The organism is Methylomicrobium lacus (assembly GCF_041897535.1).
Taxonomy (GTDB): Bacteria; Pseudomonadota; Gammaproteobacteria; order Methylococcales; family Methylomonadaceae; genus Methylomicrobium; species Methylomicrobium lacus_A.
Map to the genome: position 1 here is coordinate 1,122,181 of NZ_CP169217.1, position 26,160 is coordinate 1,148,340.

At 55.6% G+C, this 26,160-nt stretch carries 25 protein-coding genes; 15 read left to right on the forward strand and 10 right to left on the reverse strand.

Annotated features, from left to right (window positions below; all coding sequences use genetic code 11):
- The 3 genes from ACEPPP_RS04875 to ACEPPP_RS04885 all read left to right on the forward strand — a co-directional run bounded on the left by ACEPPP_RS04875 (position 1) and on the right by ACEPPP_RS04885 (position 2,028).
- On the forward strand, positions 1–555 hold the full coding sequence (locus ACEPPP_RS04875) for a DnaJ domain-containing protein (protein ID WP_374089924.1): 555 nt from the start codon (positions 1–3) through the stop codon (positions 553–555).
- A 400-nt stretch (positions 556–955) separates the two neighbouring features.
- Positions 956–1,519 carry a J domain-containing protein gene (locus tag ACEPPP_RS04880; protein WP_374089925.1) on the forward strand — a complete coding sequence of 188 codons (564 nt, stop codon included), beginning with the start codon at positions 956–958 and terminating at the stop codon, positions 1,517–1,519.
- Positions 1,520–1,761: 242 nt separating this feature from the next.
- Positions 1,762–2,028, forward strand: a complete 267-nt coding sequence (locus ACEPPP_RS04885; protein ID WP_374089926.1) for a hypothetical protein — start codon at positions 1,762–1,764, stop codon at positions 2,026–2,028.
- A gap of 33 nt (positions 2,029–2,061) precedes the next feature.
- On the opposite strand, the gene ACEPPP_RS04890 is transcribed toward ACEPPP_RS04885, so the two are convergent.
- Positions 2,062–2,553 (reverse strand): macro domain-containing protein, encoded by a 492-nt coding sequence (locus ACEPPP_RS04890; protein WP_374089927.1) that lies wholly within the window; start codon positions 2,551–2,553, stop codon positions 2,062–2,064.
- Between the two features lie 287 nt (positions 2,554–2,840).
- Between ACEPPP_RS04890 and ACEPPP_RS04895 the strand changes: the two genes are divergently transcribed.
- Positions 2,841–3,101: a hypothetical protein gene (locus ACEPPP_RS04895; protein ID WP_374089928.1), complete on the forward strand. Its 261-nt coding sequence runs from the start codon at positions 2,841–2,843 to the stop codon at positions 3,099–3,101.
- A gap of 4 nt (positions 3,102–3,105) precedes the next feature.
- Here the strand turns inward: ACEPPP_RS04895 and ACEPPP_RS04900 are convergent, their stop codons facing one another.
- The gene (locus tag ACEPPP_RS04900; protein WP_374089929.1) at positions 3,106–5,163 is read right to left on the reverse strand and encodes a DNA topoisomerase 3; all 2,058 of its coding nucleotides are present in this window, start codon (positions 5,161–5,163) and stop codon (positions 3,106–3,108) included.
- Positions 5,164–5,187: 24 nt separating this feature from the next.
- Positions 5,188–6,561, reverse strand: coding sequence for a nucleotide 5'-monophosphate nucleosidase PpnN (ppnN, locus tag ACEPPP_RS04905; protein ID WP_374089930.1), 1,374 nt, complete (start codon positions 6,559–6,561; stop codon positions 5,188–5,190).
- 185 nt (positions 6,562–6,746) lie between these two features.
- On the opposite strand from ppnN, the gene ACEPPP_RS04910 reads away from it, so the two are divergent.
- On the forward strand, positions 6,747–7,409 hold the full coding sequence (locus ACEPPP_RS04910) for a hypothetical protein (RefSeq protein WP_374089931.1): 663 nt from the start codon (positions 6,747–6,749) through the stop codon (positions 7,407–7,409).
- A gap of 112 nt (positions 7,410–7,521) precedes the next feature.
- Here ACEPPP_RS04910 and ACEPPP_RS04915 read toward each other — a convergent pair whose 3' ends face one another.
- The 3 genes from ACEPPP_RS04915 to ACEPPP_RS04925 all read right to left on the reverse strand — a co-directional run bounded on the left by ACEPPP_RS04915 (position 7,522) and on the right by ACEPPP_RS04925 (position 12,170).
- Complete coding sequence (locus ACEPPP_RS04915; protein ID WP_374089932.1) at positions 7,522–8,913, reverse strand: sigma-54-dependent transcriptional regulator; 1,392 nt, start codon at positions 8,911–8,913, stop codon at positions 7,522–7,524.
- The gene (locus tag ACEPPP_RS04920; protein WP_374089933.1) at positions 8,913–10,376 is read right to left on the reverse strand and encodes a sensor histidine kinase; all 1,464 of its coding nucleotides are present in this window, start codon (positions 10,374–10,376) and stop codon (positions 8,913–8,915) included. Before ACEPPP_RS04920 ends, ACEPPP_RS04915 begins: the two co-directional genes overlap by 1 nt.
- A gap of 69 nt (positions 10,377–10,445) precedes the next feature.
- The gene (locus tag ACEPPP_RS04925; RefSeq protein WP_374089934.1) at positions 10,446–12,170 is read right to left on the reverse strand and encodes a SulP family inorganic anion transporter; all 1,725 of its coding nucleotides are present in this window, start codon (positions 12,168–12,170) and stop codon (positions 10,446–10,448) included.
- Between the two features lie 368 nt (positions 12,171–12,538).
- Here ACEPPP_RS04925 and ACEPPP_RS04930 point away from each other — a divergent pair, with 368 nt between their 5' ends.
- The 10 genes from ACEPPP_RS04930 to mltG all read left to right on the forward strand — a co-directional run bounded on the left by ACEPPP_RS04930 (position 12,539) and on the right by mltG (position 20,713).
- A complete protein-coding gene (locus tag ACEPPP_RS04930; RefSeq protein ID WP_374089935.1) occupies positions 12,539–13,084 on the forward strand; it encodes a DUF177 domain-containing protein in 546 nt (181 codons plus the stop codon).
- A complete protein-coding gene (gene rpmF, locus ACEPPP_RS04935) occupies positions 13,065–13,247 on the forward strand; it encodes a 50S ribosomal protein L32 (RefSeq protein WP_326499567.1) in 183 nt (60 codons plus the stop codon). Before ACEPPP_RS04930 ends, rpmF begins: the two co-directional genes overlap by 20 nt.
- A gap of 107 nt (positions 13,248–13,354) precedes the next feature.
- Complete coding sequence (gene plsX, locus ACEPPP_RS04940) at positions 13,355–14,356, forward strand: phosphate acyltransferase PlsX (protein WP_374090890.1); 1,002 nt, start codon at positions 13,355–13,357, stop codon at positions 14,354–14,356.
- On the forward strand, positions 14,353–15,321 hold the full coding sequence (locus ACEPPP_RS04945) for a beta-ketoacyl-ACP synthase III (RefSeq protein WP_374089936.1): 969 nt from the start codon (positions 14,353–14,355) through the stop codon (positions 15,319–15,321). Before plsX ends, ACEPPP_RS04945 begins: the two co-directional genes overlap by 4 nt.
- Before the next feature lie 82 nt (positions 15,322–15,403).
- Positions 15,404–16,354: an ACP S-malonyltransferase gene (gene fabD / locus ACEPPP_RS04950; protein ID WP_374089937.1), complete on the forward strand. Its 951-nt coding sequence runs from the start codon at positions 15,404–15,406 to the stop codon at positions 16,352–16,354.
- Entirely contained in the window at positions 16,347–17,075 is a 729-nt protein-coding gene (fabG, locus tag ACEPPP_RS04955) for a 3-oxoacyl-ACP reductase FabG (RefSeq protein WP_374089938.1), read from the forward strand. The genes fabD and fabG overlap by 8 nt, the downstream gene beginning before the upstream one ends.
- Before the next feature lie 204 nt (positions 17,076–17,279).
- The gene (gene acpP / locus ACEPPP_RS04960; protein WP_374089939.1) at positions 17,280–17,510 is read left to right on the forward strand and encodes an acyl carrier protein; all 231 of its coding nucleotides are present in this window, start codon (positions 17,280–17,282) and stop codon (positions 17,508–17,510) included.
- A 99-nt stretch (positions 17,511–17,609) separates the two neighbouring features.
- A complete protein-coding gene (gene fabF / locus ACEPPP_RS04965) occupies positions 17,610–18,854 on the forward strand; it encodes a beta-ketoacyl-ACP synthase II (RefSeq protein ID WP_374089940.1) in 1,245 nt (414 codons plus the stop codon).
- Between the two features lie 34 nt (positions 18,855–18,888).
- Complete coding sequence (gene pabC / locus ACEPPP_RS04970; RefSeq protein ID WP_374089941.1) at positions 18,889–19,725, forward strand: aminodeoxychorismate lyase; 837 nt, start codon at positions 18,889–18,891, stop codon at positions 19,723–19,725.
- On the forward strand, positions 19,715–20,713 hold the full coding sequence (mltG, locus tag ACEPPP_RS04975) for an endolytic transglycosylase MltG (protein ID WP_374089942.1): 999 nt from the start codon (positions 19,715–19,717) through the stop codon (positions 20,711–20,713). Before pabC ends, mltG begins: the two co-directional genes overlap by 11 nt.
- Before the next feature lie 129 nt (positions 20,714–20,842).
- Here mltG and ACEPPP_RS04980 read toward each other — a convergent pair whose 3' ends face one another.
- From ACEPPP_RS04980 to ACEPPP_RS04995, 4 genes are all read right to left on the reverse strand, one after another.
- A complete protein-coding gene (locus ACEPPP_RS04980; RefSeq protein ID WP_374089943.1) occupies positions 20,843–21,757 on the reverse strand; it encodes a DUF1259 domain-containing protein in 915 nt (304 codons plus the stop codon).
- Positions 21,754–23,145 (reverse strand): chromate efflux transporter, encoded by a 1,392-nt coding sequence (gene chrA, locus ACEPPP_RS04985; protein ID WP_374089944.1) that lies wholly within the window; start codon positions 23,143–23,145, stop codon positions 21,754–21,756. Before chrA ends, ACEPPP_RS04980 begins: the two co-directional genes overlap by 4 nt.
- Positions 23,142–24,083 (reverse strand): chromate resistance protein ChrB domain-containing protein, encoded by a 942-nt coding sequence (locus tag ACEPPP_RS04990; RefSeq protein WP_374089945.1) that lies wholly within the window; start codon positions 24,081–24,083, stop codon positions 23,142–23,144. The genes chrA and ACEPPP_RS04990 overlap by 4 nt, the downstream gene beginning before the upstream one ends.
- A 220-nt stretch (positions 24,084–24,303) precedes the next feature.
- Positions 24,304–25,998, reverse strand: coding sequence for an ABC transporter ATP-binding protein/permease (locus ACEPPP_RS04995; RefSeq protein WP_374089946.1), 1,695 nt, complete (start codon positions 25,996–25,998; stop codon positions 24,304–24,306).
- Positions 25,999–26,160: the final 162 nt, after the last annotated feature.

Sequence of the window (26,160 nt, forward strand, 5' to 3'; positions counted from 1 at the left end):
ATGGACGCGTCTACCTTCATCGATTATTACGAAAGCCTGGAACTCAGCCCGAACGCCGATGCTGAAACGATAGACCGACTATTTCGATACCTTGCCCAGCGCTACCATCCCGACAACCGGGACACCGGCGATCACATCCGCTACAGAGAAATTGTACGTGCCCATGAAACGCTGAGTGATCCGGGCAGGCGCACGCAATACGATGTTCAGCATAAAAACTATGCGGACTTCCAACTGAAATTAACCGAAGAAGCGAGCGATCCTGAAAATATCGAACACGATGTCGAAATGCAGGAAAAACTGCTCGCGATTCTGTATGCCAAGCGCAGACGCAACATCGACAATCCGGGCATCGGCAATCTCGACCTTGAGCGCTTGTCAGGCTGTCCGCGCGAACATCTGGAATTTCACCTCTGGTATCTAAAGGAAAAAGGCTGGATCGGCAAGCTCGAAAACGGCCTGATCGCGATTACCGTGGACGGTATCGATCATGCCAATGCCGAGACCGAACGTGAAGCCACGTTCAAATTGCTGACGGACCAGATCAACTCCTAGAATGTTAGGGATTCATCTTAGCCGCTTTCTCCGGCCCGGCTCAACACGGCGGGTTAGCCCTTGCGCAAAATCACGTCGACCTGACGACATCCGACTAGACAAATACCTCCCCAAAAAACCATGGATTTTGATGCCTAGCCGCGAACGGACAAGGATTTAAGCATAACTAGAGACAAAATTAATCTTTTTTTAATTTAAGGAAGGTAGAATCCCTGATACCCTATTTTGTCATCGATTTCACGATTTTCAATCAGCACCGGCAAGCAGAATTGCTTACGTCCTGAATACGGTTGCCTCGGTCGTGTTAGCGCCCATCGAGCCTCTATCGGTAAAGAGTGTATGCCGTTTGACTTGCTGCTGACCGCCCATCCGTTCATGCCAGACTTTCGGGAGGAATCCAATGGAACCCAGCGAATTCAAAGATTATTATGAGATTCTCGAAATCAGCCCAAACGCCAATTCCGATACGGTAGACCGAATATTTCGGTTTTTGGCGCAACGCTATCATCCGGATATCCAGGGCACCGGCAACCAACAGCGCTTTGTCGACATCGTGAAAGCGCACGAAACCTTAAGAAATCCGGAAACCCGAGCGCAATACGATATCGAATACAGAAAATACGTGAGCCGGAACCCGCTGCAATCCGATAGTAGCCAAAATCCTGAGACGCTTTTCGAAGACAGCGAGATACAGGAAAAAGTGTTGTCGCTGTTGCATGCCAAACGCCGACGCAATATGAATAATCCCGGTCTGGGCAATCTCGAACTGGAACGCTTATCCGGTTGTCCGCGCGAACTTCTGGAATTCCACCTCTGGTACTTAAAGGAAAAAGGCTTGATTTCAAGGTTGGATAACGGCTTGATGTCGATCACCGCCAACGGTGTCGATCGATCAAACCAAAGCGCCAAACGGTCACGCGCCGCCACACACCTGCCCGATTTCCTCGGCCTCGCAATGGCCTGACGGCCCAGCCCAATCCAGATAAAGAATTTCCGCGCCGATTTTCTGATCGGCGCCAAACCCTGCCTTCATCCCACCTCCGGACCTAGTACTTTCGTACAATTCACAGGCCGTCAAAAACCGGTACACTATCAGCATTTGTGAACACTCGGCAATCTGCGTGAACCGGCTAGATGATGGATGGTGCAACGACTGCGGAACTGCCGCTACGAATCACTCCGCATCGGCTGGACGGGAGAATAAAGATGAAAGACTTTCAGAATAGCCAACAAGAGACTCCGGCACAAACACCGGACGCATTAAGCCTGCAAGACCTGTTGATCGACGCGGAAACCGATGCGTTAAGCGATTATCTGGCGCTTTCGATCAGCCGCGACGGCACGGCGGCGAGGATCAGCGTCACCACCACCGACGCCGATCCCACGACTTACTCGTCCGTATTTTCCGACATCCAGGAAATCGATCTGCAAACCCTACTGGCCAATCTGCTAGCCGATTCAGGCCACGACTGACCGATTTCTCCACGGATTTGGGGCCTTGCCGTTTTATAACCCTGGCTCCCGTGCCGCTTGTCCCGGATGATAAACGGTGTAAACATAGACCGGAATATCCAGCCCGCCCAAACGCTCGTCGATCAAAGGCCAGACGTCGTCCCAATCCAGATCCCCCACCCCGGTCGCCAGACGCGGCAACGCCACCGACGTCAGTTTCTCGGCGGCGATGATCTTCAGCAATGCGCTCAAGGCATGCCGGACATTGACCAGCGTCGCCTTGCCGTGCCGATGATCGTGACTGTCGACGCCTTCCTGGGTAATCAGATTGATGAGCCTGACGTTATCCGGCCCGCCCCACATCCACGCCTCGCCCGGCTTGGTGTTGTGCATATGGCACCAGCGGTGAAAATCCTTGTGCATGGACGGATACTTGTTGTGCAATTCGAGCGCCAGCCCCTTGTCCATCGGATCGTTGATCCCCACGCCATGCGCAATCGCCTGCGCCTTGCTCAATAAAATATCGCCTTCGACTCGGTAAATCATAGTATTCTCCTTCTCTATTCGGTTTGGGCATGATGCCGCCAAGCCTTGGTTAGACAGCCAAATCGCGATTGATTCCGGCTTTTCGGCCCGGATGCTGATTCTCCCTCTGCGTTTTGTCGTTTTTTATTGTTCCCCGGCATTTTTCGATGCCACACAGCGGATGAACCGACAAAAAGCTTACAATGGCGCGGGAATTGCTGTAAATTCCCGCACCATCCGCATTGATTCGAAATCATTCCAAAGGGAATGATGTCTATAGTGTAGTTTATCGGCTTGAGGCTGTTATTATGAAATTAAAGCAATGGCTGGCTTCCGCCGGGCAATCCATGCAGGAGCAGCCGATCGGCACGCTGCTGACGCTGTTGTTGGGCTTGCTGGCGATCATCCTGCTCAGTCTGTATTACCGGGTGTATCTGGACGATGAGCACTGGGAAAAATTCAAGGTCGAGCATCACTGTGAATTAAGGATCAGCAAAACCGGCACGCAACGCGCAAGCTGGGCCTGCGACGACGGCAAAACCTATTTCCGCTGGCGGCAACAGCGCTGAACGCTCAGCGCGGCTCGGACGCCGCCGCCCTGATGCCGACCTCGCCGCGCGCATCCAGCGTCAGCCAGGCGCTCAATTCTTCGCCGTTGAACTTGACCGGATAAGCTTGTCGCGTGCAGCCCTGCCGCAATAATTCGGCCGCCATCGCACGGGAAACCGGTGCCCCGAAAGTCTCTTTCCACAGCACAAACGTGCAGCCCTTGCGCCAGTCGCTGCAACCGTAGCCCTTGCGGCCTTCGATGATCGGGGCATGGCATAAGGGGCAGTTGCCCAGCGCTGAGTGATCGGCGGAGCGCCCGGACGGCGCCACGATGTGGCGGGTAAATTGAATGATCCCGTCCATGAACTGCCGAGGATCGTCATCATTCTGTTCGATTTTCTTGAGCCGTGACTCCCATTCGCCGGTCATCGCGGCCGACTTCAAATGCTCGTCGCCGATCAATGCGATCAGGCGCTGGCCCGCCTCGGTGCTCAGCAGCAGCTTTTTTTGCCGGCGGATATAATTGCGCTTGACAAGCACTTCGATGATCGCGGCCCGGGTCGCAGGCGTGCCGAGACCTTTTTCCTTCAACGCCTCTTTCAGCGTCTCGTCGTCGCAGGTTTTGCCGGCCGACTCCATCATGCCGAGCAGGGTGGCTTCGTTATAGTGTTTCGGCGGCGTGGTCTTGCCCTGCTTCAGCGCAGGCTGGTGCGGGCCGCTTTCCCCCTGCACGAAGGCGGGCAGGATTTTCTGCTCCTGATCGCTCTGGGCGGGCGCGGCATCCTGATACAACACCTGCCAACCCGGCGCCTCGATCACCGTGCCGGTCGCCTTGAAAGGGACTTCGGCCGTTTCGCCGAGCACCGTCGTGATCCGTTTCAGGCAGGGCGGATAAAAAGCCGCGATGAAGCGTATCGCGATCGCCCGATACACTTTTTCTTCATCGCCGGCCAGCGCATGCGGCAATGTCGCGGTCGGGATGATCGCATGGTGATCGGTCACGCCGGCGTCGTTGAACAGCCGCCCGCTCAGCGCCAGTTGTTCCAGGTTCAAGCCCGCGACCTGCGCGTCGAAGCGCGCCCGCAAGGTTTGCAAGAGCGGCTTCACCTGCGGCTTCATGTCAGCACTCAGGTAACGGCTGTCGGTGCGCGGGTAGGTGATATGCTTCTTCTCGTAGAGCGCCTGGGCCAGGCGCAAGGTCTGGTCGGCCGTGAAGCCATGGCGGATGCTCATGTCCTTCTGCAGGTCGGTCAGATCATACAGCGGCGGCGGATAGACCTTCTCCTGCTTGCCCTTGACCGAGGTGATGCGGAAATCCTGTCCGTCGATCCGGGCCATCAGCGCTTCGGCCTCGGCCTTTTTCTCGAAGCGCCCGCCGGCATGTTGAAAATCGGCCTCGCGGTACAGGGTGTGCAGCTCCCAAAAATCCTTTGGCTTGAACTCGGCGATGTCCTTATCGCGCTGCACGATCAGCGCCAGCACCGGCGTTTGCACACGGCCGACGGTCCACAGCAAGGAACCCTGGCCGAACTTCAGCGTGTAATAGCGGGTCGCGTTCAAGCCGACGATCCAGTCCGCCTCGCTGCGGCACTTGGCGGCCCGGTACAGGCCTTCGAAGGCCTGGCCGTCGCGCAACGCTGCAAAACCCTGGCGGATCGCCTCGTCGGTCAGCGAGCTGATCCACAGCCGCCTAAACGGCTTATGCTCCAAGCCGCACCAGGACAGGATATAACGGAAGATCAGCTCGCCTTCCCTACCGGCGTCGGTCGCGCAAACGATGTCGCTGGCGCCCTGCAACAGGCGTTTGGCGGTATTCAGTTGCTTTTGCGCGGCCGCGTCGCCCCTCGCCCTCAGCGCGAAACGTTCCGGGATGATCGGCAGACTCTCCAGCGACCAGCGCTTCCAGGCCGGGTTGTATTGGTCGGGCTCCTGCAGTTCGACCAGATGGCCGAAGGCCCAGACGATCTGATAGCCGTTGCCCTCCAGATAGCCGTCGCGCCGGTTGTTGACGCCCAGGCAGCGCGCGATGTCACGCGCCACCGAAGGCTTTTCGGTCAATACCACTTTCATCGGAGTTGACAAGACCCAATCTCTATCATTTCGGCTTTACTGAATGATCCGGTAGCAAGGCTCATATTTCTTGCCCGGCAGTTTCATCCGGTGCTGCTCGACGAAAGACGCGAGCAGCGCATCCATCAACTCCATGATGCCCGCATCGCCCTGAATCTCGAAGTGGCCGTATTGTTCGACCGCGCGGATGCCCTCGTCCTTCACATTGCCCGCGACGATGCCCGAAAACATCCGGCGCAGATTCGCAGCCAAGACGTGCGTTTCCTGGTTCTTGTGCAGGGCCAGATTCTTCATGTTTTGATGTGTCGGCGCGAAAGGCGTTTGAAATACCTTGTCGATGCGCAGCATCCAGTTGAAATAATAGGCGTCGCCGGTCGACTTGCGGAACGCGCGCACGTCGCGGATGCCGGCCTCCATCTCGATCGCGACCTGTCGCGGGTCGCCGATGATGATACGGTAACGCTGCTGTGCCTTCGGCCCCAGCGTGCCGGCGATGAAGCGGTCGATTTGCTCGAAATATTCTCCGGCGCTGTCCGGGCCGGTAAAAATCAACGGAAACGGCATCGCCTCGTTATCCGGATGCAGCAGAATGCCGAGAACGTACAAGATTTCCTCTGCCGTGCCGGCGCCGCCCGGAAAAACCACGATGCCGTGGCCGGTACGCACGAAGGCTTCGAGGCGCTTTTCGATGTCCGGCATGATCACCAGATCGTTCACGATAGGATTCGGCGATTCGGCCGCGATGATGCCGGGCTCGCTGATGCCGAGATATTGGCCCTGCTTGATGCGCTGCTTGGAATGGCCGATCGCCGCACCTTTCATCGGACCCTTCATCGCCCCCGGCCCGCAGCCGGTGCAAATATCGAGGCCGCGCAGGCCCAGTTCATGGCCCACCTGTTTGCTGTAGTCGTATTCCTTGCGGCTGATCGAATGGCCGCCCCAGCAGACGACGAGGTTCGGATTGTGCATCGGCCTGAGGATGTTCGCATTGCGCAGAATGTGGAACACCGCGTCACTGATGCCCTGCGAGGTTTCAAGATTGAACAGCGGATTTTTGTAGATTTCGTCGCTGACATAGATGATGTCGCGCAGCACCGCGAACAAATGCTCCTTGATGCCCTTGATCATCTTGCCGTCTACGAACGCATGCGCGGGCGCGCCCTTCAACTCGAGCTTGATGCCGCGCTGCTCCTGCACGACGCGAATGGCGAAAGACGGATAGCGCTCCAGGAGCTCCTTGCCGTCGTCTATCGAACTGCCGCAATTCAGCACCGCCAGCGCGCAATTGCGAAATACCTTGTACAAGCCGCCCTGACTGGTGTCCAGGAGCTTGCCGACCTCGGCCTTCGAAAGGATATCCAGACGACCTTCCTCGGGCGAAATTACCGCATCGATCACTTCATACTTCATTTTCTTCCTCTAATATTATAATTTTTCGAATGCTGTGACGATGGCCGTATCGCCCATTTCGGGTATTGCCGATTGCCGGCACACCTGGCATCGATTAAAGAATTGCGGCCCGATTCATGGCCCGTTCAGCAATTCCGACTATGATTCAAGCAAACATTCAATCTTTCTCGTCAAAGGTTAAAACCATGCACCTGAACATCAAAAAACTCATTCTTGCCGGCTTGGCGGCGCTGCCGGCGGCTTGCGCAACCTATCCCCATTCCTATTACGGCTCTGGCTATAATTCCGGTTACAGTTCCGGAGGCAGTTACTACTATCCGGGATCCTACGGCAGCGGTTACGGCGTGGTCGAACGCAATTACTACAACACCTATTCCTACCCGACGCCGGTTTACCGCACCGAAACGCACCATCACCATCATGACGACCACGATCGCTATGATGACCACGACGGCCATCGTTACCAGGACAACCGTCGCCCGTTGCCTGCTCCAGGAACGTTCAATCGCTATCCCGGCTCACACGCTCACGACAATAATAACCATTATAACTGGAACACACAGACAGCGAAGCCTTACGGCAACCGGCAAAACGATTGGAATCATGATCGGCATGATCATCAGAACGAGGGCCGGCAACGCCGCCCGGACGAGCCGAATGCGCACGGTCAATGGCAACGCCAGCAAAATTGGGGGCGGCAAGAAGCCAGCCGCCAAGACAACGATTTTTCCGGCCGCGCCTCTTTCCAGGCAAGATCGGAACGACAAGACAACGCGCAGGCTCCGCGCGATGACCGCCGCGGGCACCGTGAACATAGGTCACGCCAATTTTCGGAACGCGGCGAGTAGCGGCTTCTGGCTTGCGTGAACCGGCTAATCTGGCCCTCGAAGTTGCGGCAACTTATTCTGAAGACGCGTTGGCGTCACCTTGGCCGGACTTAAAGGCCAACGCGCGAAAAATTCATTCAACGCTTTTCAGATTGTACTTACGCACCCGATAACGCAAGGTTTCGCGGGTCGCGCCCAAATCCCTGGCGGCCGCGGTCAGATTGTAATCCGCGCGCTCCAGCGCGGTTTTGATGATGAACTTGTCCATGTCGTCGAGCGCCATGCTGCCGTCCAAAGGCAACAGCAGCATGTTTTTGTCGGTCACGCCGGCTTGCGACAACAGGCTCGCCTGGCCCGGCAATTGCAGCCATTGGCCGGGAAATTCCGGTCCATCGGCAAACAACACGCAACGCTCGATCACGTTACGTAACTCGCGCACATTGCCCGGCCAGTCATGGCTCTTCAGCTTGGCCCAGACCTCCTCGGGAATGTCCTTGACCCGCCGACCGGCTTTCGCGTTGTATTCGGCGACAAATAACGGCACCAAATCTTCGAGATCTTCTTTGGCGGCGCGCAGCGGCGGCAGCATCACCTTGAACACGCTCAGACGATGATAAAGATCGCTGCGAAAACCACCTTCGCGCACCATCTGTTCCAGATCACGGTTGCTGGCCGCGACGATCTGCACATCGACGCTGACCTCTTTCTCGCCGCCGAGCCGGCGCACCTTGTGATCCTCGATCGCCTTCAGCAGCTTGGCCTGCAAATCGAGCGGCATTTCGCCGATTTCATCCATGAACAAGGTGCCGCCGTCGGCCTGTTCGAGCAGCCCGCGATGACGACTGGTCGCGCCGGTAAACGCGCCCGGTTCATGGCCGAACAATTCGGATTCGAGCAATTCTCTGGGCAGCGCGGCGCAATTGACTTCGATCATCGGCTGCTGCGCGCGGGCGCCGCCGTAATGCAGAATCTTCGCGACCAGCCCCTTGCCGGTACCGCTTTCGCCGCCGATGATCAGCGCGCTGAACGGCACTTCGGTCAGGCGCTGCAACAATTGCCGCACCTCCTGCGCCTGCCGGCTCCGGCCGACATAGGCATTCGGCGAATAGCGTTTATGGCCGAGGCTGGCCTGTTCGTGCACACGCCGGACGATCGCGGCGCTACGCGCGGCGCTCGCGACGACCAGATCGAGCCGCTCCAGATCGCAGGGTTTTTCCAGAAAATCATAGGCGCCGAGCCGCAATGCCCGGACCGAATCGGGCACGCTTCCGTAACCGGTCAGAAACAGCCATTCGGCATGCCCGGCCTTCTTCTTCATTTTTTCCATCAAATCCAAGGCATTGCCGTCCGGCAGATTCAGGTCCGATAGAATCAATAAAGGAGCCAGGTTTTTTTTGAGCAGCCAGTCTTCGGCTTCGGCCAGGGTGGCCGCTAAAATGACCTCCCATCCCGCCTTCCGATAATGCAGCGAAAGCTCGGAACCCAACAGTTTTTCATCTTCGATGATCAGCAAGGTTTCTATCATCAATGCGACTCCTGATCCATGACCGGTAAAAATAGCGAGACGCAGGCGCCATGCGGCGCCCGGTTCGTCAGCCTGATGCTGCCGCCGGTATCCTTCACGAACCGCTGCACCATCGTCAGACCCAGGCCGGTGCCCCGTTGCCGGGTCGTGCGAAACGGCCGGATGCCCTGTTCGAGCAATTCTCGCGAAAAACCGGGGCCGTCATCCAGCACATCGATCCTGATGCCTTCGGCGCTTTTCGCCGCTTCCACCCGAATCGTGCCGGCGCGCCCTTCGAGCGCATCGGCCGCATTCAAAATCAAATTCAACACCGCTTGCCGTAGGCCGCCGGCCGGAATATGCGCCTGCAAGGGCGACTCCGCGACGACATCCAGGCGGATCGCCTCGGCAACTTGGTAGCGGGTCAACGCCGCCAGATCGCGAATCAGCATCGCGATGTCGATGTCATCGGCGATTTCCGGCACATGGCGGCTCTGGTTCAACAGATCATTCAGCAAATGACCGAGCCGTTTCAGTTCGTTGCCGATCAGCTCCATCCGGTCATGTTGTTCCGGATTATTGATTTCGCGGCGCAAATTGCTGAATGCGATTTGAATGCCGGCCAAGGGATTGCGAATCTCGTGCGCGAGTTCGGCCGCGACTTCGCCGACCGCGGCCAGCCGTTCGGCCCGGGCCAGGCTGGCCTGCTGTTCGAGCAGGGCCTGGGTCGCCAACCTGACTTCGCGCTGCAAGGATTGCGCGTACAGCCGCTTGGCTTCCTCGAGCTCGGCCAGATGGCTGACCATGTCGTTGTAGCTGTTGAAGACCGGCAATAATAAGGGATCGAGATGATCGGTCGTAATCCGGGTAAAATTACCCTCGGTCAAACGCTGCAAGAGCAGCCTCAGATCGTGCAAGGGATGCAAAATGCGCCGGTAAAAAAAACCAAAGGCGACCACCACGATCGCGACGAAGGTGACCGAGGCCAGGTCGAGTTCGGTCTGCGTGTCCTGGCTGATCTCGCCAAGCAATTTCTCGCGCTGCCCAAGCTCATTATCCAGCGTATCGCTGAGCAGATTCAGCGCGCTGATCAAACGCTCCTGTTTTTCGCTGCCGCCGGGTTGCGGCCATTCATCCAGTATCGCCTTGACGATGGCCATGTTAGCCGCGGTGTTTTCGGCCAAAAAACCGCTTTCCGCAAACAAGGCGTTCAATTCGACGACCGTGTCGCTCAACGCCTCGATCGTCGGACGCAAACTCTCGGCTTCGACCAGCGGGCTGACCTTGATCAAATAATTGATCAGCGAGGTTTGCAGCGCGACCGACGCATGCTGCACGCTGTGCGAATAATTCACATGCGAAAAAACGGTGTTGAAATGATGCAGATTGCGCCAGATCATGCCGATGAACATCGCCAGCATCAGCGACATCAACAATAAAAAAGCCAAAACGCGGTGTTGGACGGGACTATTCAAGAATTGCATAATTGATACGGACACGATGGATGTGCCGGAGGCCAGGGCGCACGTCCTCTGCGCCCTGGCCTCCGGCGGCTAGACCTCCTTCGTCGAAGTCGGCCTGTGGTTTGTGTAAGCCGGCAACCCGTGATGATCGGAACGCCGTCTGCACATATGGTCTCTTTTCATTTTGCGCACCGCCAAGGGATGCCGCGAGTAAGTGTCATGATATTCCATGCCGAAAAACTCGCAGGAACCGCCTGCGGCTTCATAATTGTGCTGGAAATCGTGCAGGAATTCCATCACCGTATGATCGATCAGATACGCATTGCTCAATTGAAAGATCACATGCCTGCCCTTGTCGATCCCGGCCAGCGCGGTTTTCAGCGCCAGAAAGTTCGAAAAAATCGCCGCACCGACGATTTCGACCAGCAGCGAACCGTCTTCCATCGGCTCCAGCACGAAATGGATCTTGAACAGATTGTTCACCCTGACGCCTCTGAACATGTGGATTGCAAACTTGGCCACGATACCGATCGCCACACCGATCAGCAAGTCGGTCGCCAACACGCCGATGATGGTCACCACGAACATGAACAATTGTTCCTTGCCGATACCCATCACTTTCGCGAATTCCTTCGGCGAGGCGAGGCGAAAACCGGTAAACACCAGCAGCGACGCCAACGACGCCAACGGGATGCTGTGGATCAGGCGCGGAAACAGCACCACGAACAGCAGTAAAAACACCCCGTGAAAAAAATTGGCCCAGCCGGTTTTCGCGCCGTTATTGCAGTTGGCCGAACTGCGGACGATTTCGGCGATCATCGGCAGGCCGCCCAGCATGCCTGCAACCAGGTTGCCGGCGCCGACCGCGGTCAAATCGCGATCCAGATCCGAATGCCGGTGATAAGGATCGAGCTTATCGACCGCGACGGCGCTGAGCAGACTTTCGAGACTACCGACCAGGCAAATTGTAACTACCGCCTCCCAAAATTCGGTCGTCGCGATCTTCGCGAAATCCGGAAAGTAAAAACTGGACAGAAAATTATCCGAAATCGCAACCAAAAACTTCGGCCCGACCGTGGCCTCATGATGCGGAAGGAAACTCGCATCCGGCAGGAACAAATACATGTGTTCATGATCCAGGTCATAAAAACGCGCCAGACCGATACCCGCCAGTACCACCAGGATAGGCGCCGGCAGCATTTTCAGTTGCGGCTCCCGGACCACCCGCCAGAAAATCAGGATCGCGATGCTGGTCACGCCGATCATCGCGATTTCGGGATTCAGATTCATGATGCTGTGCGGGATTTGCGCAATCGTCGAAAACAGATCGCCTTTTTCCGGCGTCACGCCGAGCATCACATGGATTTGCTTGGCCATGATGATGATCCCGATCGCGGCCAGCATGCCGTGCACGACCGAGGCCGGAAAAAACGAACTGAGCCGGCCGACCTTCAAAAAACCCATCGCGATTTGCAACGCGCTGGCAACTACGATCGCGGCCAGGGTATAGCGGTAACCCGCCATCGCATCGCCCTGACCGAGGTTTTGCACCGCGTCCAATACGACCACGATCAAGCCGGCGGCGGGGCCGTTGATCGTCATGAACGAACCGTTGATCCTTGAAACCAGCACCCCGCCGATCACTGCGGTGATGATGCCGGCCGAAGGCGGAAAGCCCGACGCCATCGAGATGCCCAAACACAACGGCAGCGCGATCAAAAACACCAAAAACCCCGACAACAGGTCGGTACGCCAATTTTCTTTTAGCCCGGCAATCCCCGTTTTGGGCAGGCCCGGCGAAACAGTACTAGACATCAGTCTCTCCATTATTGATTCAGATGTCTAAGCCTTAGCGAATACCATGCCAGCCCGCTCAAAATATTTATCTTATTGTTTATATAGCATTTTTATTGCCTTGCATGACATTAAAACCGAATAAACGGTGCAAAACCCCCGCTTTAAGGGGGGATAACACCAAAACCTTACTTGATGTATGCGACTTAGGTCACTGTCGGCAAGAAGCGTTCGAACTCCTCCGTCAACAACGGCAATTCGTTCAGCAAACGGTGATAAGCCATTTTTTCATCCGGTTTTTCCTGTTACCATTTGGAGCCCTCGTGATAAGGCATTAAAATCATTTAGCATTTGACCCTGACAGGGTTTCACGATAATATTACCGATTTATGTTAGATCGCCTGCCCCGATATATTGACCCGCTGCACCTCGCCGACAAGCGCGGTGAACTTAAAGGGGAGCTTTCGCTAAAAGATTTTGGCCGCCTCGGCGACATGCTGTTCGATACCGACGGCAAAGTCGTCGTCGATCTTTTTTTCAGCCGTGAAGGCAGACTGGCCAAGATTGAAGGGAAGATTGAAACCCATCTGCAACTGGTCTGCCAGAATTGCCTAAAAGCCCTTGATTGGCCCGTGCAAGCGGAAATCCATCTGGGCATCGTCAATTCGCTGGAGCAAATAGACCGTTTGCCTCCAGGCTTCGAGCCTTTGTTCGTGGAAGAAGAAAAAGTTCTTCTTCAGGACATCGTCGAAGACGAATTGTTGCTAAATCTTCCCCAATACCCGAAACATCCCGAGCCCTGCGCGGATCAGGATACGGGTAGCCGTACGCCGAGTCAACCCGAGGCGGATCGGCAAAAACGGCAGGATAATCCCTTTTCCATTTTAACCAACTTAAAAAATCTGGAGAGCCCTCATGGCAGTACAAAAAAGTAAAGTTTCCCGTTCAAGACGCGGCCAGCGCCGTTCGCACGATGCCTTGACCAGTCGCGCGCTGTCACAAGATCCGTTGACCGGCGAAACCCATCTGCGTCATCACGTCACCCCGGATGGCTATTTCAAAGGCCGTCAAATCACGACCACCAGCGACGAAGAATAAGCCTAACGCTTTAATTTGACGCGATACCGAACCCTTACCGGTTCGGTTTTTTAGTTTTTAATGCGGAGATATCGGTTAAGGTGAGTTTAACAATTTCGATTGATGCGATGGGCGGGGACTATGGCCCGGAAGTAACGATACCGGCCTCGCTGGATTGCTTGAAGAACAATCCGGATTTGAAGCTGATTCTGGTGGGCAACGAGACCGTCATCAAACAGAAGTTGGGAGCCGACATCGAGACTTACCGCGACCGGCTGACCGTACATCACGCCTCCCAATGCGTCGAAATGGACGAGCCACCGTCGAAAGCCCTGAAAAACAAAAAGGACTCATCGATGCGGGTCGCGATCAATCTGGTCCGCGACGGACTGGCCGACGCCTGCGTCAGCGCCGGCAATACCGGCGCGCTGATGGCAACCGCCCGTTTCGTGCTCAAAATGATCCCGGGCATCGATCGCCCCGCGATCATTTCGACCCTGCCCTCCATTCACGGCCATACCCATGTGCTCGACCTCGGCGCGAATGTCGATTGCACCGCGCAGCATCTGTTCGAATTCGCGGTGATGGGCGCCGAACTGGTCAAGGCGGTCGAGAACATCGAATCGCCGCGCGTCGGCTTGCTGAACATCGGCGAGGAAGAAATGAAGGGCAACGAGCAGGTCAAGGCCGCCGCGAAATTGCTCGAGAATTCGCCGCTGAACTATATCGGCTATGTCGAAGGCAATTCCTTGAACGCAGGCGACGTAAAAGTCGACCTGATCGTGACCGACGGCTTCGTCGGCAACGTCGCGCTGAAGTCGATCGAAGGCGCCGCGAAAATGATCGGCACGCTGCTGAAGGAAGCATTTTCGAAAAATCTGCTGACCAAGACGGTCGGCCTGATCGCGTATCCGGTCCTGTCCTCATTCAAAAAGCGCATCGACCCGCGCCTTTACAACGGCGCCAGTTTTCTTGGCCTGCGCGGCCTGGTGATCAAGAGTCACGGCGGCGCCGATGTGCTGGCTTTCAAAACCGCGATACAGCTGGCCGAAATTGAAGTCAAAAAAGACGTCATCAAAAAAATCAGCCAGCAGGTCGAACAAAACCTGTCTTTGGAAACGTATTCATGACCCGCTATTCAAGAGTCATCGGAACCGGTGGTTATCTTCCCTCCGAAATTTTAACGAACGATCAAATCTCGGAAACGGTTGACACCTCCGACAGCTGGATCTTCGAACGGACCGGCATCAAGAGCCGCCGCATCGCCGGGTCCGACGAAAGCGCAGCCAGCATGGCCGAAATCGCCGCGCGCCAGGCGATCGAGATGGCCGGCATCGATGCCGAGGAAATCGATCTGATCATCGTCGCGACCGGCACCCCGGATCGCGTCTATCCGAGCACCGGCTGCTTGCTGCAGCAGCGTCTCGGCATCAAGAACTGCGTCGCATTCGACGTGCAGGCCGCCTGTTCCGGCGCGATCTTCGGCCTCAGCATCGCCGACCAATATATCAAGACCGGCGCGGCGCGCAAGGCCCTGGTCGTCGGCTCCGAGCTCTGCTCGCGCATCGTCGACTGGACCGACCGCACGACCTGCGTCCTGTTCGGCGACGGCGCCGGTGCGATTCTCTTGGGCGCCGCAGAGGAAACCGGCATTTTATCCACGCACATCCATTCGGACGGCGAATTCGAAGAACTGCTCTATTGCCCCAATCCGCAGGCGGCACCCAACGGCCACCCGCATGAGCCGGGTTATATCAGCATGCGCGGCAACGAAGTCTTCAAGGTCGCGGTCAATACGCTCGGACGGATCGTCGACGAAACGCTCGAAGCGAATGACCTGGACAAGGAAGCGATCGACTGGCTGGTGCCGCACCAAGCCAATATCCGGATCATCCAGGCCACTGCGAAGAAATTGAAAATGCCGATGGAACAGGTCGTCGTCACGCTCGAAAACCAGGGTAATACCTCCTCCGCCTCGGTGCTGCTGGCCTTCAACGAGGCCGTGCGCGACGGGCGCATTCAGCGCGGCCAGGTAGTCCTGCTCGAAGCGTTTGGCGCCGGCTTTACCTGGGGTTCGGCGTTGTTGAAGTACTAAAAAGCAGGCGCAAGGCAAAAATCATTTTTTACCTTGCACCTCGAGAAAAATAACAAAGCCTTTAAAGACACTCGACACATCCATGAGCACAAAAACCTACGACTTAGCCTTCGTTTTTCCAGGCCAGGGCTCTCAGTCGGTCGGCATGATGGCCGACCTGGCGGCCAGTTTCCCCGAAATCAAACACACCTTCGAACGCGCCTCCGACGCCTTGGGCAACAATTTGTGGGCACTGGTCAGCGACGGCCCCGAAGCGGACTTGAATCAAACTCAAAATACCCAACCCGCGATGCTGGCCGCCGGCATTGCGATCTGGGAAATCTGGGGCAAGCAAAGCAGCGTGCGTCCGGCCTGGACCGCAGGTCATAGCCTCGGCGAATACAGCGCCCTGGTCGCCGCGAATGCGATCGCTTTCGAAGATGCGATCCGTCTGGTCGCGACCCGCGGCCGCCTGATGCAGGAAGCGGTTCCGCAAGGCATCGGCGCGATGGCCGCGATTCTGGGCCTGGAAGACCATCAGGTCGCGGAGGCCTGCGAAAAAGCCGCGCAGGGAGAAATCGTCGCGGCAGTCAATTTCAATGCGCCGGGACAGGTCGTGATCGCGGGCAACGCGAGCGCGGTGCAGCGCGCGATCACCGAAGCGCAGGCGCTCGGCGCCAAACGCGCGGTGCTGCTGCCGGTCAGCGTGCCGTCGCACTGCGCGCTGATGGCCGGCGCCGCCGAGAAACTCGGCGAGGAATTGGAGCAAATACCTTTTCATAGCCCCGACATCACGCTGATCCATAATACCGATGTGATGTCGCACAGCGCGCCGGAAGTGATCCGCAATACCTTGAAAGAACAACTGTACAAGCCGGTGCGCTGGGTCGACTCGATCCAGTTCATGCACGACCAGGGCGTCACCCGTTTCGTCGAATGCGGCCCCGGCAAGGTACTGATCGGCCTGAACAAACGCATCGTGAAGGGTGCCGAGCATGTGTCGATCTTCGATAGCAAATCCTTACAAACTACTTTGGAGCTGTTAAATGGCTAAACAAGTCGCATTAGTGACGGGCGCCAGCCGCGGCATCGGCAAAGCGATTGCCGAAAGACTGGCCGGCGACGGTTTTTTCGTGGTCGGCACCGCAACCTCCGACAGCGGCGCGGAAGCCATCTCGGCTTATCTCGGCGAAAACGGCAAGGGCCTGCGTCTGGACGTCGCTGACGCCGATTCGATTGCCGAGGTGATCAAAACCGTCAATGACGAATTCGGCGCGCCGGCCGTGCTGGTGAATAATGCCGGCATAACCCGCGACAATCTATTGATGCGGATGAAAGACGAGGAATGGGATGCGATCATCAACACCAACCTCGCCTCGGTTTTCCGGATGAGCAAGGCGGTGCTGCGCGGCATGATGAAGGCCCGCACCGGCCGCATCATCAGCATTTCCTCGGTCGTCGGTTCGACCGGCAACGCCGGCCAGGCCAACTATGCGGCCGCGAAGGCCGGCATCGTCGGTTTCAGCAAATCGCTGGCGAAAGAAGTCGGCTCGCGCAACATCACGGTCAACGTGGTTGCGCCCGGCTTCATCGACACCGACATGACCAAGGATTTGGGCGACGACATCAAGACCTCGCTCTTGGCTTCGATCCCCTTGGAACGGCTCGGTTCACCCGAGGAAATCGCGCACGCGGTCTCGTTCCTGGCCTCGCCGGGCGCCGCCTATATCACCGGCGAAACCCTGCATGTCAACGGCGGCATGTACATGCCGTAACTTCCGATCTCATTTCACCACGGACCGATGTCAAACGGGCGGGCGGCCAGCTTAATATTGTGACTTTGACTTCAGATTACAGTATAATTTTGGCTACCGTCTGGAATTTCCGTGGACGGGATTTCTAGTAATACCAACAACAACACCATTGTAAATATATGATTTATATCTACTGTATATTTACTTTGCTTGAGGATAATAATTATGAGTAATGTTGAACAACGAGTAAAAAAAATTGTTGCAGAGCAATTGGGCGTTAAAGAAGATATCGCCAATGACGCATCTTTCGTAGATGATCTGGGCGCCGACTCTCTTGACACCGTCGAACTCGTTATGGCGCTGGAAGAAGAATTCGAGTGCGAAATCCCAGACGAAGAAGCTGAAAAGATCACCACTGTTCAGCAAGCCATCGATTACGTCGAAAAGAACGGCTGATTGATCTAGCAGCGATTCATTAGTGGATGACATCCTGCGCATCCACTAAGCTTTACCCCCCGATTTTTCTAAACCACAGATTCCACACGGTAACACACATTGAGCACACGTCGAGTCGTAATCACCGGTTTGGGCGCCATTACGCCTTTAGCAAACACGGTAGCAGAAACCTGGGACGGCATCATCAACGGTAAAAGCGGCATCAGTCCTATCGATTCCTTTGATATTTCGCCTTTCGCCACCACCTTTGGCGGCGTGATTCGCAATTTCGACGTCACCCAATACATCCCGGCCAAGGACGCGCAGCGCATGGATGGATTCATTCATTACGGCATGGCGGCGGGCTGTCAGGCGTTCGAGGATTCCGGCATCGAAGTGACCGAAGCCAATGCGGAACGGATCGGCGTCGCGATCGGCGCCGGCATCGGCGGCGTCACCGGCATCGAAGAATGTTATGCACTGTACGACAAAAGCGGTCCGCGCCGGATTTCGCCATTTTTCGTGCCCGGCAACATCATCAACATGATTGCCGGCAACCTGTCGATCAAATATGGCCTGAAAGGCCCGAATTTCGCGATCGTGACCGCCTGCGCGACCGGCACCCACAACATCGGCGATGCGGCGCGGTTGATCCAACACGGCGACGCCGACGTGATGCTTGCAGGCGGCGCCGAGCGCTGTACGACTTCGCCGACCGCGATGGGCGGCTTCATTTCCGCGAAAGCCCTGTCACGCCGCAACGACAACCCGACCGCGGCCAGCCGGCCCTGGGATAAAGACCGCGACGGTTTCGTGCTCAGCGACGGCGCGGGTGTGGTCGTGCTCGAAGAACTCGAACACGCGAAAGCGCGCGGCGCCAAGATTTACGCGGAAGTGGTCGGCTTCGGCATGAGCGGCGACGCTTACCACATGACCACTCCGTCACCCGGCGGCGAAGGCGCGGCGCGCTGCATGCGTAATGCCTTGCGCGATGCCGGCCTGAACGCAGACGCCATCGATTACATCAACGCGCACGGCACCTCGACGCCGGCCGGCGATGTCGGCGAGACCCAGGCGATGAAGTCGGCACTGGGCGATCACGCCTACAAGGTCGCGGTCAGCTCGACCAAGTCGATGATCGGCCACATGCTGGGCGCGGCCGGCGGTATCGAAGCGGTATTGACTGCGCTCAGCATCAAGCATCAGATCGCGCCGCCGACGATCAACCTGGACAACCCCGATCCCGAATGCGATCTCGATTATGTACCGAATGTCGCCCGCGACATGAAGATCGATATCGCGATGTCGAACTCATTCGGCTTCGGCGGCACCAACGGCACGCTGATTTTCAAACGCTACGCATAAGCGACGATCCTGCGCAGGGTCGCCCTGTCCGCCAATGCTGCTTGTCAATGGTGAACCCGGAGAGACCCTGCCCGTTTCGGACCGCGGCCTGCAATACGGCGACGGCTTGTTCGAGACGATCGAAGTCAACGGCCAAAGACCGGTTTTTTTCGATCGGCATCTGAAACGCCTCGAAGACGGCTGCCGACGGCTCGGGATTCCGTGTCCTGCCTTGGCCATTCTCACCGAAGAAGCCGGCCTATTGTGCCGGCAAGCCCCAGGCCGGGCCGTACTGAAGATCATCGTGACCTCGGGCTCCGGCGGACGCGGTTACCGGCGGCCGGAGGCGATACAATCAACCCGAATTCTCAGCCTGCATCCCTACCCCGATTACCCGGACGCCTTTGGCACGGAGGGCATCCATGCCCGCTTTTGCCAAACGCGACTCGGCATCAATCCGGCCCTGGCCGGCATCAAACACTTGAACCGTCTGGAGCAGGTGCTCGCCCGCGCCGAATGGACCGATCAGAGCGTTCAGGAAGGCATCATGCTGGACTTCGCCGGCCAGGTGATCGAAGGCACGATGACCAACCTGTTTTATGTGAAGGATCATGCGCTTCATACCGCAACGCTCGCACAAAGCGGCATCGCCGGCATCATCCGCGGCCTGATCATGGAGCTTGCCAACCAGCATCAACTTACGGTTAATGAACTGAGTTATACTTCCGAACTCTTATTATCGGCCGATGAAATCTTTGTCTGCAACTCAATCGTCGGCATCTGGCCGGTCAAACGGATCGATCAGACCGCTTTCGAGCCGGGTCCTGTCACCCGGAAAATCCAGCAATGGCTAGCCGACTATAAACATGAGACGCTTCGCCGTGAGCAATAAAATATTTGGTTTGACCCTCTTGTTCATCAGCTTCGCCGGTGGCTGGGCCTGGATGGACTACCGCCAAGCCCTGCAGGCGCCGGTCGTGAAAGACAATGCGGTCGTGATCGAAATCGTCAAGGGCGATTCGATGGGCCGGATCGCCGAAAAATTGGCCGAACAGCACCTGAGGGTCAGTTCGTTATGGTTCAAAATCATCACGCTGCAAAAACAAGCGGCCGCCAAGCTGAAGACCGGAGAATACGAATTCGCCACCGGCCTGACCCTGCCCGAGATCATCGACCAGATCGCCGAAGGCAAGACCCGCCAGCACAGCATCACCTTCCCGGAAGGCTGGAGCCTGGCCGACATCCTGGCCGAAATGAACAACAATCCGCATATCGAACACACGATTAAGGATGCTTCCCCGGAAGCCTTGCGCGCCCAGCTCGGCATCAGCGAAAGCAAAGCCGAGGGCCTGTTTTTTCCGGATACTTATTTCTTCGAGAAAAACATGTCCGATGTCTCTTTGCTGAAAAGGGCCTACGGCAAAATGCAGTCGGTGTTACAGGAAGAATGGCCGCAAAGAGCGGCGAATTTGCCGTTGAACTCGCCCTACGAGGCATTGATCCTGGCCTCGATCATCGAAAAAGAGACCGGCGCGGAAGATGAACGGGCCCTGATTGCGGGCGTGATGGTCCGCCGCCTGCAAAGCGGCATGCCGCTGCAGACCGACCCGACCGTGATTTACGGCATGGGCGACAACTATCACGGCAATATCGCCGAGCAGGATCTCAAAGCCCAGACGCCCTACAACACCTATCTGATCAAAGGCTTGCCGCCGACGCCGATCGCGATGCCGGGACGCGAGGCGATACATGCCGCCCTGCACCCCGATGCCGGCAACAGCCTGTATTTTGTCGCCAAAGGCAACGGCACGCACGTGTTTTCATCGACCCTGCAAGACCACAATCATGCGGTCGAGCTCTTTCAGAAACAGAAAAAATGAGCCTTATTATTCCCAAAGAAATGGCCAAACCGCTACCGACCGAGTCCGACCCGAAGCGACTTTCAACCTCACAAACCTCGAATGTCGGCTTCTTTTTAAAATAGCTGAAATACAAAGCCTAATATTCCCTCAAGTTTTAGATTGAGTGTCTAGCGCCGCTTTAAAGGCTTTGGCCAGATCGTTAGCGTTACCTTCGCCCCAGTAGTGCAGGAATAAAATTCGTGGCGATTCGCCGACCATGTGATTGTGGATCGTGGTGATGGCGATACCTGCGCCGCGCAAGACTTTCAGTACACCTTGCAGTTCGGACTCCAACACCGCAAAGTCGCCTTCGACGATAGCCTTATCATTGCTGCCGGCAAACACCGCCCAGGTATTGACACCCATGGTCTTGCCAATAGTATGACCATCCATTTGCGTGGTTCGACCAATGGTGACTTTATAGACTTCACCGGTCTTCTCAATGGGCGAACCAATAATGGTTTCAAGAGGCTTAGGATCGAGCGAGGTCTTAACGACATCGAACGACTTAGGTTTTGCTGGGGTTTTAGCACTGCTAGTTTCCTTGATTTTGGCAAACACTTTGCCAACAGCCGTCGCCAGACTTTCCGCTTCACCCGAACCGCCAATGTGCATGAACATCACTTTCGGCGTATCCCAGAGGAAATGGTTATGCAAAGCCGTGACCTCAATGCCGTTTTCCAACGCCGTGCTCATGACCGGATTGATTTGGTTCTCTTGTAAAACCATATCCCCCATGACCATGGTATGATCGCCTGCCGGAGTAAAGGCGGCCCATGAAGTGAATCCCGTCGCCGCAGTCATTTTTACGCCCGCTACGCTAACAGCCAAATCGCTACGTGGAACGGTGACCTTGAATACATTTTCGGCGGTGTCGAGTTTGCCTTTGGCACCGGTCAGTTGCTCTATCCTGGCGGTATCCAGAGTCCCCGCATGCTGACTAGGCTCTTGAGCGTAGGCCACGCTGCCCAGCAGTGATGAGATCAACAGCGCTAAAACGTGAGATTGACGCAGGGTATTCATATAACAACTCCTTGCTGGGCAAGCCAGATTTTGATGAAACTAAACAATAGCCCGGTGCCACCACATGCTGCGATTACCGGGATTACTCCCACTTTGTAACGAAACAGTGCAAAAAAGGCGCAAAGGCTAATGATTGCTGAAATGGCATCGAAACGCCCCGCAAAGCCTTGCGGCCAAAACACATGCCAAGCGAAGAACACCGCCAGGTTGAGAATCACGCCGACCACGGCAGCGGTAATGCCGATCAGCGGCGCGGTGAATTTCAGATTGCCGTGGGTTGATTCCACCAATGGACCGCCAGCCAGGATGAACAGGAAACTGGGTAGAAAGGTAAAATAAGTCACCACTATTGCCGCGATGGTTCCAGCCAAAAACAGTTGGTCGGGGCCGAAAATTTCCTTCGTCCATCCGGCGACGAAACCCACAAAGGTCACCACCATGATCAATGGACCAGGCGTGGTTTCACCGAGAGCTAGACCGTCAATCATCTGATGCGGTATCAGCCAGTGGAAATGCTCAACCGCCCCTTGATAAACGTAAGGCAGAACCGCATAGGCTCCACCAAACGTGAGCAGAGCCGCCTTCGTGAAGAACCAGCCCATTTGTGTCAATGCGCCATCCCAGCCATAGCGGGCACACAGAAAACCGATGGCTCCACCCCAGAGAATCAGACCTGTCAGAGTCACTTTTGCCAAACCCAGCCAACTGAATAAGGCATGAGCGGGTGTGGGTGTATTGTCGTCAATCAATGCAGGACCGTAGCCCTGCTTGGCGGAGCCATGTCCGCCGCCCGTCGTAAAATTCTGAGGCGCCACTCTGCCGCCAATGGCACCGAAGAGGGCAGCGATCAGCACAATCAACGGAAAGGGTGTGTCGAATAAAAAAATCGTCAGAAATGCTAATGCCGACATAATCCACAGCACCCAATTCTTGAGCGCCCTTGAACCAATGCGATACGCAGCAAAGATAACAATGGCTGTCACCGCCGGTTTGATGCCATAAAGTACACCAGCAATCCCCGGCATATGGCCATAGGCCATATAAATGAAGCTCAGGCCAATCAGAATCAGCAGTGATGGTAAAACAAACAAGCCGCCTGCAACGACGCCGCCCCAGCTGCGATGCATCAGCCAACCGATATAGGTGGCTAACTGCTGCGCTTCTGGTCCCGGCAATAGCATGCAGTAATTGAGAGCATGTAAAAAACGCTTTTCAGATAGCCAACGCCGCTTTTCAACTAACTCCTGATGCATGATGGCAATTTGCCCGGCTGGGCCACCGAAACTGATAAAACCGAGCTTTAGCCAGAAGCGAAATGCGTCCCAGAAGCCAACCGGATTGGGGCTCGTTACGCTGTGCTCGGGTGGCTGTTTTTCAGGTCGAGTCATTGAGTGCTTACTCCTTTTTCAAAAGTCACTAGCAAACTGTCAAACACTGCGCTGGCGGCTGTTAGAAATTGATCATCATCGTCGATGATGTCACGCAGTCCTGACAGTACGCTCTCAATGCCGACGGCTTCAGGGGGGGGCACCCCGCCAACATCCAGAAAATGCACCAAGCTCCCCATTCGTTTGAGCGCCGGTACTTCGAGACCAAAACTCGCCAACAACACCTCGAATGTCACGCGGCCATCGACGTGACTGAAGGTCGCGCCGTCGAAATCGAAACCCAGTGCATCAGCGGGGCAATCATTGGGAGAAGCCAGCCAAAGAATTTGCGCTTGAGCGTCAATGAAGCGTCGAATCAACCACGCACAGGATAGGCGATCTACCCAAGGCCGGCTCCTGGTAGCCCAAATTCGGCCTTGGTAATCGGTCATGGGTAAATGCGGGATTGAGCCTTGAATCGAATGCGGTTCATCGGGGGACAGAACTCGTACAATCGATGCTTCGAGTTCGTTCAGAGCCGTTTCGGCCTGCCTTTGCGCTTCGCCTGGAAAAAAATCGATGGCAGACAGGTTGGTAAAGGCTTTACGGAGTTTTCGAGACTGCTTGAGAACATCTTGAGCAGTCTCGGCGCTCAGGCTTTCGCGCAATTTGGCTAGATCCACCAATAGCGCCGAAAACTCTTCGCGACGTTCGAATAAGTCGACGAAATGTCTATCTTCGGGTTCCTCAACCCGCAACACCAAAGCAGTACCACCATTAGCCTGCACGTCAACAGCGATGGCGGCTAGTGTTTCGCGACAAGACTCGCGTTCTGGCAACAAGTAAACACCATCACGCAACACGGCCGCGCCCGAAGCTTTCAATGATCGCCACACGCGCATGCGAACCGTTGCGTTTTCGGTAGGAAGGCTTGTTATAAGTAAAGACCAATTGTTCATGTAATTAATACTACATTTATGTAGAGTTTATTACAAATTATTTTTCGCAGACTTAACTTTGCTGACCCCCCATGATACTTCCGTGAAAACCATCACCAGTAAAAATATGGTGGCGACTGCCTGCTTTATTTCAGCAATCGGGCGTTCAATAACTTGGTGGTTGAGTAAGCCGGTCGTCTGGGATTTGCAGGTTCGAGCCGATCAAAATTATCCGCTTTTTCTAAATCTTCAGTTTGCGTTGATGAAAAGCCTGCGCGGCCGGCTGATGCGTAATCGTCAAAATGCCTGCATGAGGTAATTCGTGGGCCAATAATTTGAGCATTTTCGCCTCATCATCGGGGGGCAGTGAGTCGAGGGCTTCCTGCACGAAAATCCATTGCGGCCGGTGCAGTAACGCGCGCACCAGGCCTAGACACTGCTGCTGTTCATTTGACAGCACATCCGCCCAGGCATCGACCCGGTTCAGTTGCTTGATCAGGGCTTTTTGGCCGACTTGCTCAAGCTTTTTTTCTACCTCGGCCTGATCGAACGCCGCCTTGGCCTTGGGGTAGCAAATGGCTTCGAATAACGACTTTGCAGGCAGGTAGGGCTTTGGCGGCATAAAGAAAGTCGCTTGGCCCGCCGGCACTTCTATTCGGCCGGATCCCCAGGGCCATAAACCGGCGATCGCCTTGAACAGCTTGGCGCCATTGTTGGCTTGATCTGAAATCAGGACATGCTCGCCGGCTTTGATTTCATGGTTGACAACGCTTGAGAGTTTTTCGCCTTCCTGGCCTTCCAGCCTGACGTTATTGAACCTTAGCGCCGAAACATTGGCTTCATTCACACGGATCTGATGTGAAGTCAGATCGGAAATTTCACGCTCCAGATGATCAAGAGCGTGCATCAGTCCTAAAACCCGCTCGACCGATGTTCGCCATTTGGCGATTTGGGCCATGTTGTCGACCGGCCACGACAAAGCGGCCACCATGTGCTGAAAGGCCTGGACGGATTGGATCAGCATCCCCAGCGAAATGGCGCCGGCGATATAGCGAGGCGATGCGACTAAAATCGGCAAGGCCATGGATGCGACCGAATAACCGGAAGTGAATATCTGAATCCGAATCCATGCCGTCGTTTGTTCGGCATAGGACGCGATAATCGCTCGAAACGAATCGAGCAACCGCTCTTGTTCGTTGATCTCGCCGCGAATAAATGCGATGGCTTGAGAGTTGTTCTGGATATCGATCAGATCGTGCCGGAAATTAGCCTCTTGGGTTTGTCTGGTATGGGTGGCCGATGTCATCGGTTTACCCATCCACCAGCCTAAAATCGAAGCACAAATCGAGTAGCTGATCGCAATCCAGACCAAATATCCCAGCACCGGAAGCGAAACGCTGCCGAACTCAAACACCACTCTTCCGGAGATGCCCCAAAGAATTTGGGTAAAGCTCGCCAACATCAGCAAACAGTAAAACAATGAATGGCTCAGCGCTATGGCGTCTTCGGTCGCGATACGAATGTCTTCGGCGATGCGGCCGTCCGGATTGTCATGATCATTTTGGGATAACAAGGTTATCTGATAATGGCGGCCCTGTTCAATCCATTTGGCAATGACTTTTTCGGTTAGCCATGTCCGCCAACCAATCAGTAAGCGCCGTTTGACGATTAAATGGATTGTGGTGATCGTTATGCTGCCGATGAAGATCAGCATCAATACGACGGCTTGGGCTTTTACGCCAGCCATCGAGCGTTGTTCTATGGCATCAAACAGCGCGGCATTCCATTGGGTGATATAGACGGCCAGTTCAATTTGCATCACCGTCAGACCAATCAGCAAGACAGTCTCTGCCCAGATGATGAAGCGGTTTTTGGAACGCCAAAAAGGGCCCGCCACCGTCATAAACTTAGTAAAAAAATTTTCTTGATGATTCATCGCCGATTATCTCCCGAGACATCACAATTTAAAGATTGCCCTAAAGAGTTTTTTCATCTGCTATTTACGAATAATTTCATACAAATTGCGTTAAGCTTACGCTATTCATCCATTTAGTTGTGGCTGAATCGCCGTAAATTATCGGGGACCCCGGTAGTATTA

Excerpts from the sequence above, each read along its gene's own strand:
- ACEPPP_RS04875 (WP_374089924.1), top strand. The coding sequence starts at position 1 with ATGGACGCGTCTACCTTCATCGATTATTACGAAAGCCTGGAACTCAGC.
- ACEPPP_RS04880 (WP_374089925.1), top strand. The coding sequence starts at position 956 with ATGGAACCCAGCGAATTCAAAGATTATTATGAGATTCTCGAAATCAGC.
- ACEPPP_RS04885 (WP_374089926.1), top strand. The coding sequence starts at position 1,762 with ATGAAAGACTTTCAGAATAGCCAACAAGAGACTCCGGCACAAACACCG.
- ACEPPP_RS04890 (WP_374089927.1), bottom strand. The coding sequence starts at position 2,553 with ATGATTTACCGAGTCGAAGGCGATATTTTATTGAGCAAGGCGCAGGCG.
- ACEPPP_RS04895 (WP_374089928.1), top strand. The coding sequence starts at position 2,841 with ATGAAATTAAAGCAATGGCTGGCTTCCGCCGGGCAATCCATGCAGGAG.
- ppnN (WP_374089930.1), bottom strand. The coding sequence starts at position 6,561 with ATGAAGTATGAAGTGATCGATGCGGTAATTTCGCCCGAGGAAGGTCGT.
- ACEPPP_RS04910 (WP_374089931.1), top strand. The coding sequence starts at position 6,747 with ATGCACCTGAACATCAAAAAACTCATTCTTGCCGGCTTGGCGGCGCTG.
- ACEPPP_RS04915 (WP_374089932.1), bottom strand. The coding sequence starts at position 8,913 with ATGATAGAAACCTTGCTGATCATCGAAGATGAAAAACTGTTGGGTTCC.
- ACEPPP_RS04920 (WP_374089933.1), bottom strand. The coding sequence starts at position 10,376 with ATGCAATTCTTGAATAGTCCCGTCCAACACCGCGTTTTGGCTTTTTTA.
- ACEPPP_RS04925 (WP_374089934.1), bottom strand. The coding sequence starts at position 12,170 with ATGTCTAGTACTGTTTCGCCGGGCCTGCCCAAAACGGGGATTGCCGGG.
- ACEPPP_RS04930 (WP_374089935.1), top strand. The coding sequence starts at position 12,539 with ATGTTAGATCGCCTGCCCCGATATATTGACCCGCTGCACCTCGCCGAC.
- rpmF (WP_326499567.1), top strand. The coding sequence starts at position 13,065 with ATGGCAGTACAAAAAAGTAAAGTTTCCCGTTCAAGACGCGGCCAGCGC.
- plsX (WP_374090890.1), top strand. The coding sequence starts at position 13,355 with ATGGGCGGGGACTATGGCCCGGAAGTAACGATACCGGCCTCGCTGGAT.
- ACEPPP_RS04945 (WP_374089936.1), top strand. The coding sequence starts at position 14,353 with ATGACCCGCTATTCAAGAGTCATCGGAACCGGTGGTTATCTTCCCTCC.
- fabD (WP_374089937.1), top strand. The coding sequence starts at position 15,404 with ATGAGCACAAAAACCTACGACTTAGCCTTCGTTTTTCCAGGCCAGGGC.
- fabG (WP_374089938.1), top strand. The coding sequence starts at position 16,347 with ATGGCTAAACAAGTCGCATTAGTGACGGGCGCCAGCCGCGGCATCGGC.
- acpP (WP_374089939.1), top strand. The coding sequence starts at position 17,280 with ATGAGTAATGTTGAACAACGAGTAAAAAAAATTGTTGCAGAGCAATTG.
- pabC (WP_374089941.1), top strand. The coding sequence starts at position 18,889 with ATGCTGCTTGTCAATGGTGAACCCGGAGAGACCCTGCCCGTTTCGGAC.
- ACEPPP_RS04980 (WP_374089943.1), bottom strand. The coding sequence starts at position 21,757 with ATGAATACCCTGCGTCAATCTCACGTTTTAGCGCTGTTGATCTCATCA.
- chrA (WP_374089944.1), bottom strand. The coding sequence starts at position 23,145 with ATGACTCGACCTGAAAAACAGCCACCCGAGCACAGCGTAACGAGCCCC.
- ACEPPP_RS04990 (WP_374089945.1), bottom strand. The coding sequence starts at position 24,083 with ATGAACAATTGGTCTTTACTTATAACAAGCCTTCCTACCGAAAACGCA.
- ACEPPP_RS04995 (WP_374089946.1), bottom strand. The coding sequence starts at position 25,998 with ATGAATCATCAAGAAAATTTTTTTACTAAGTTTATGACGGTGGCGGGC.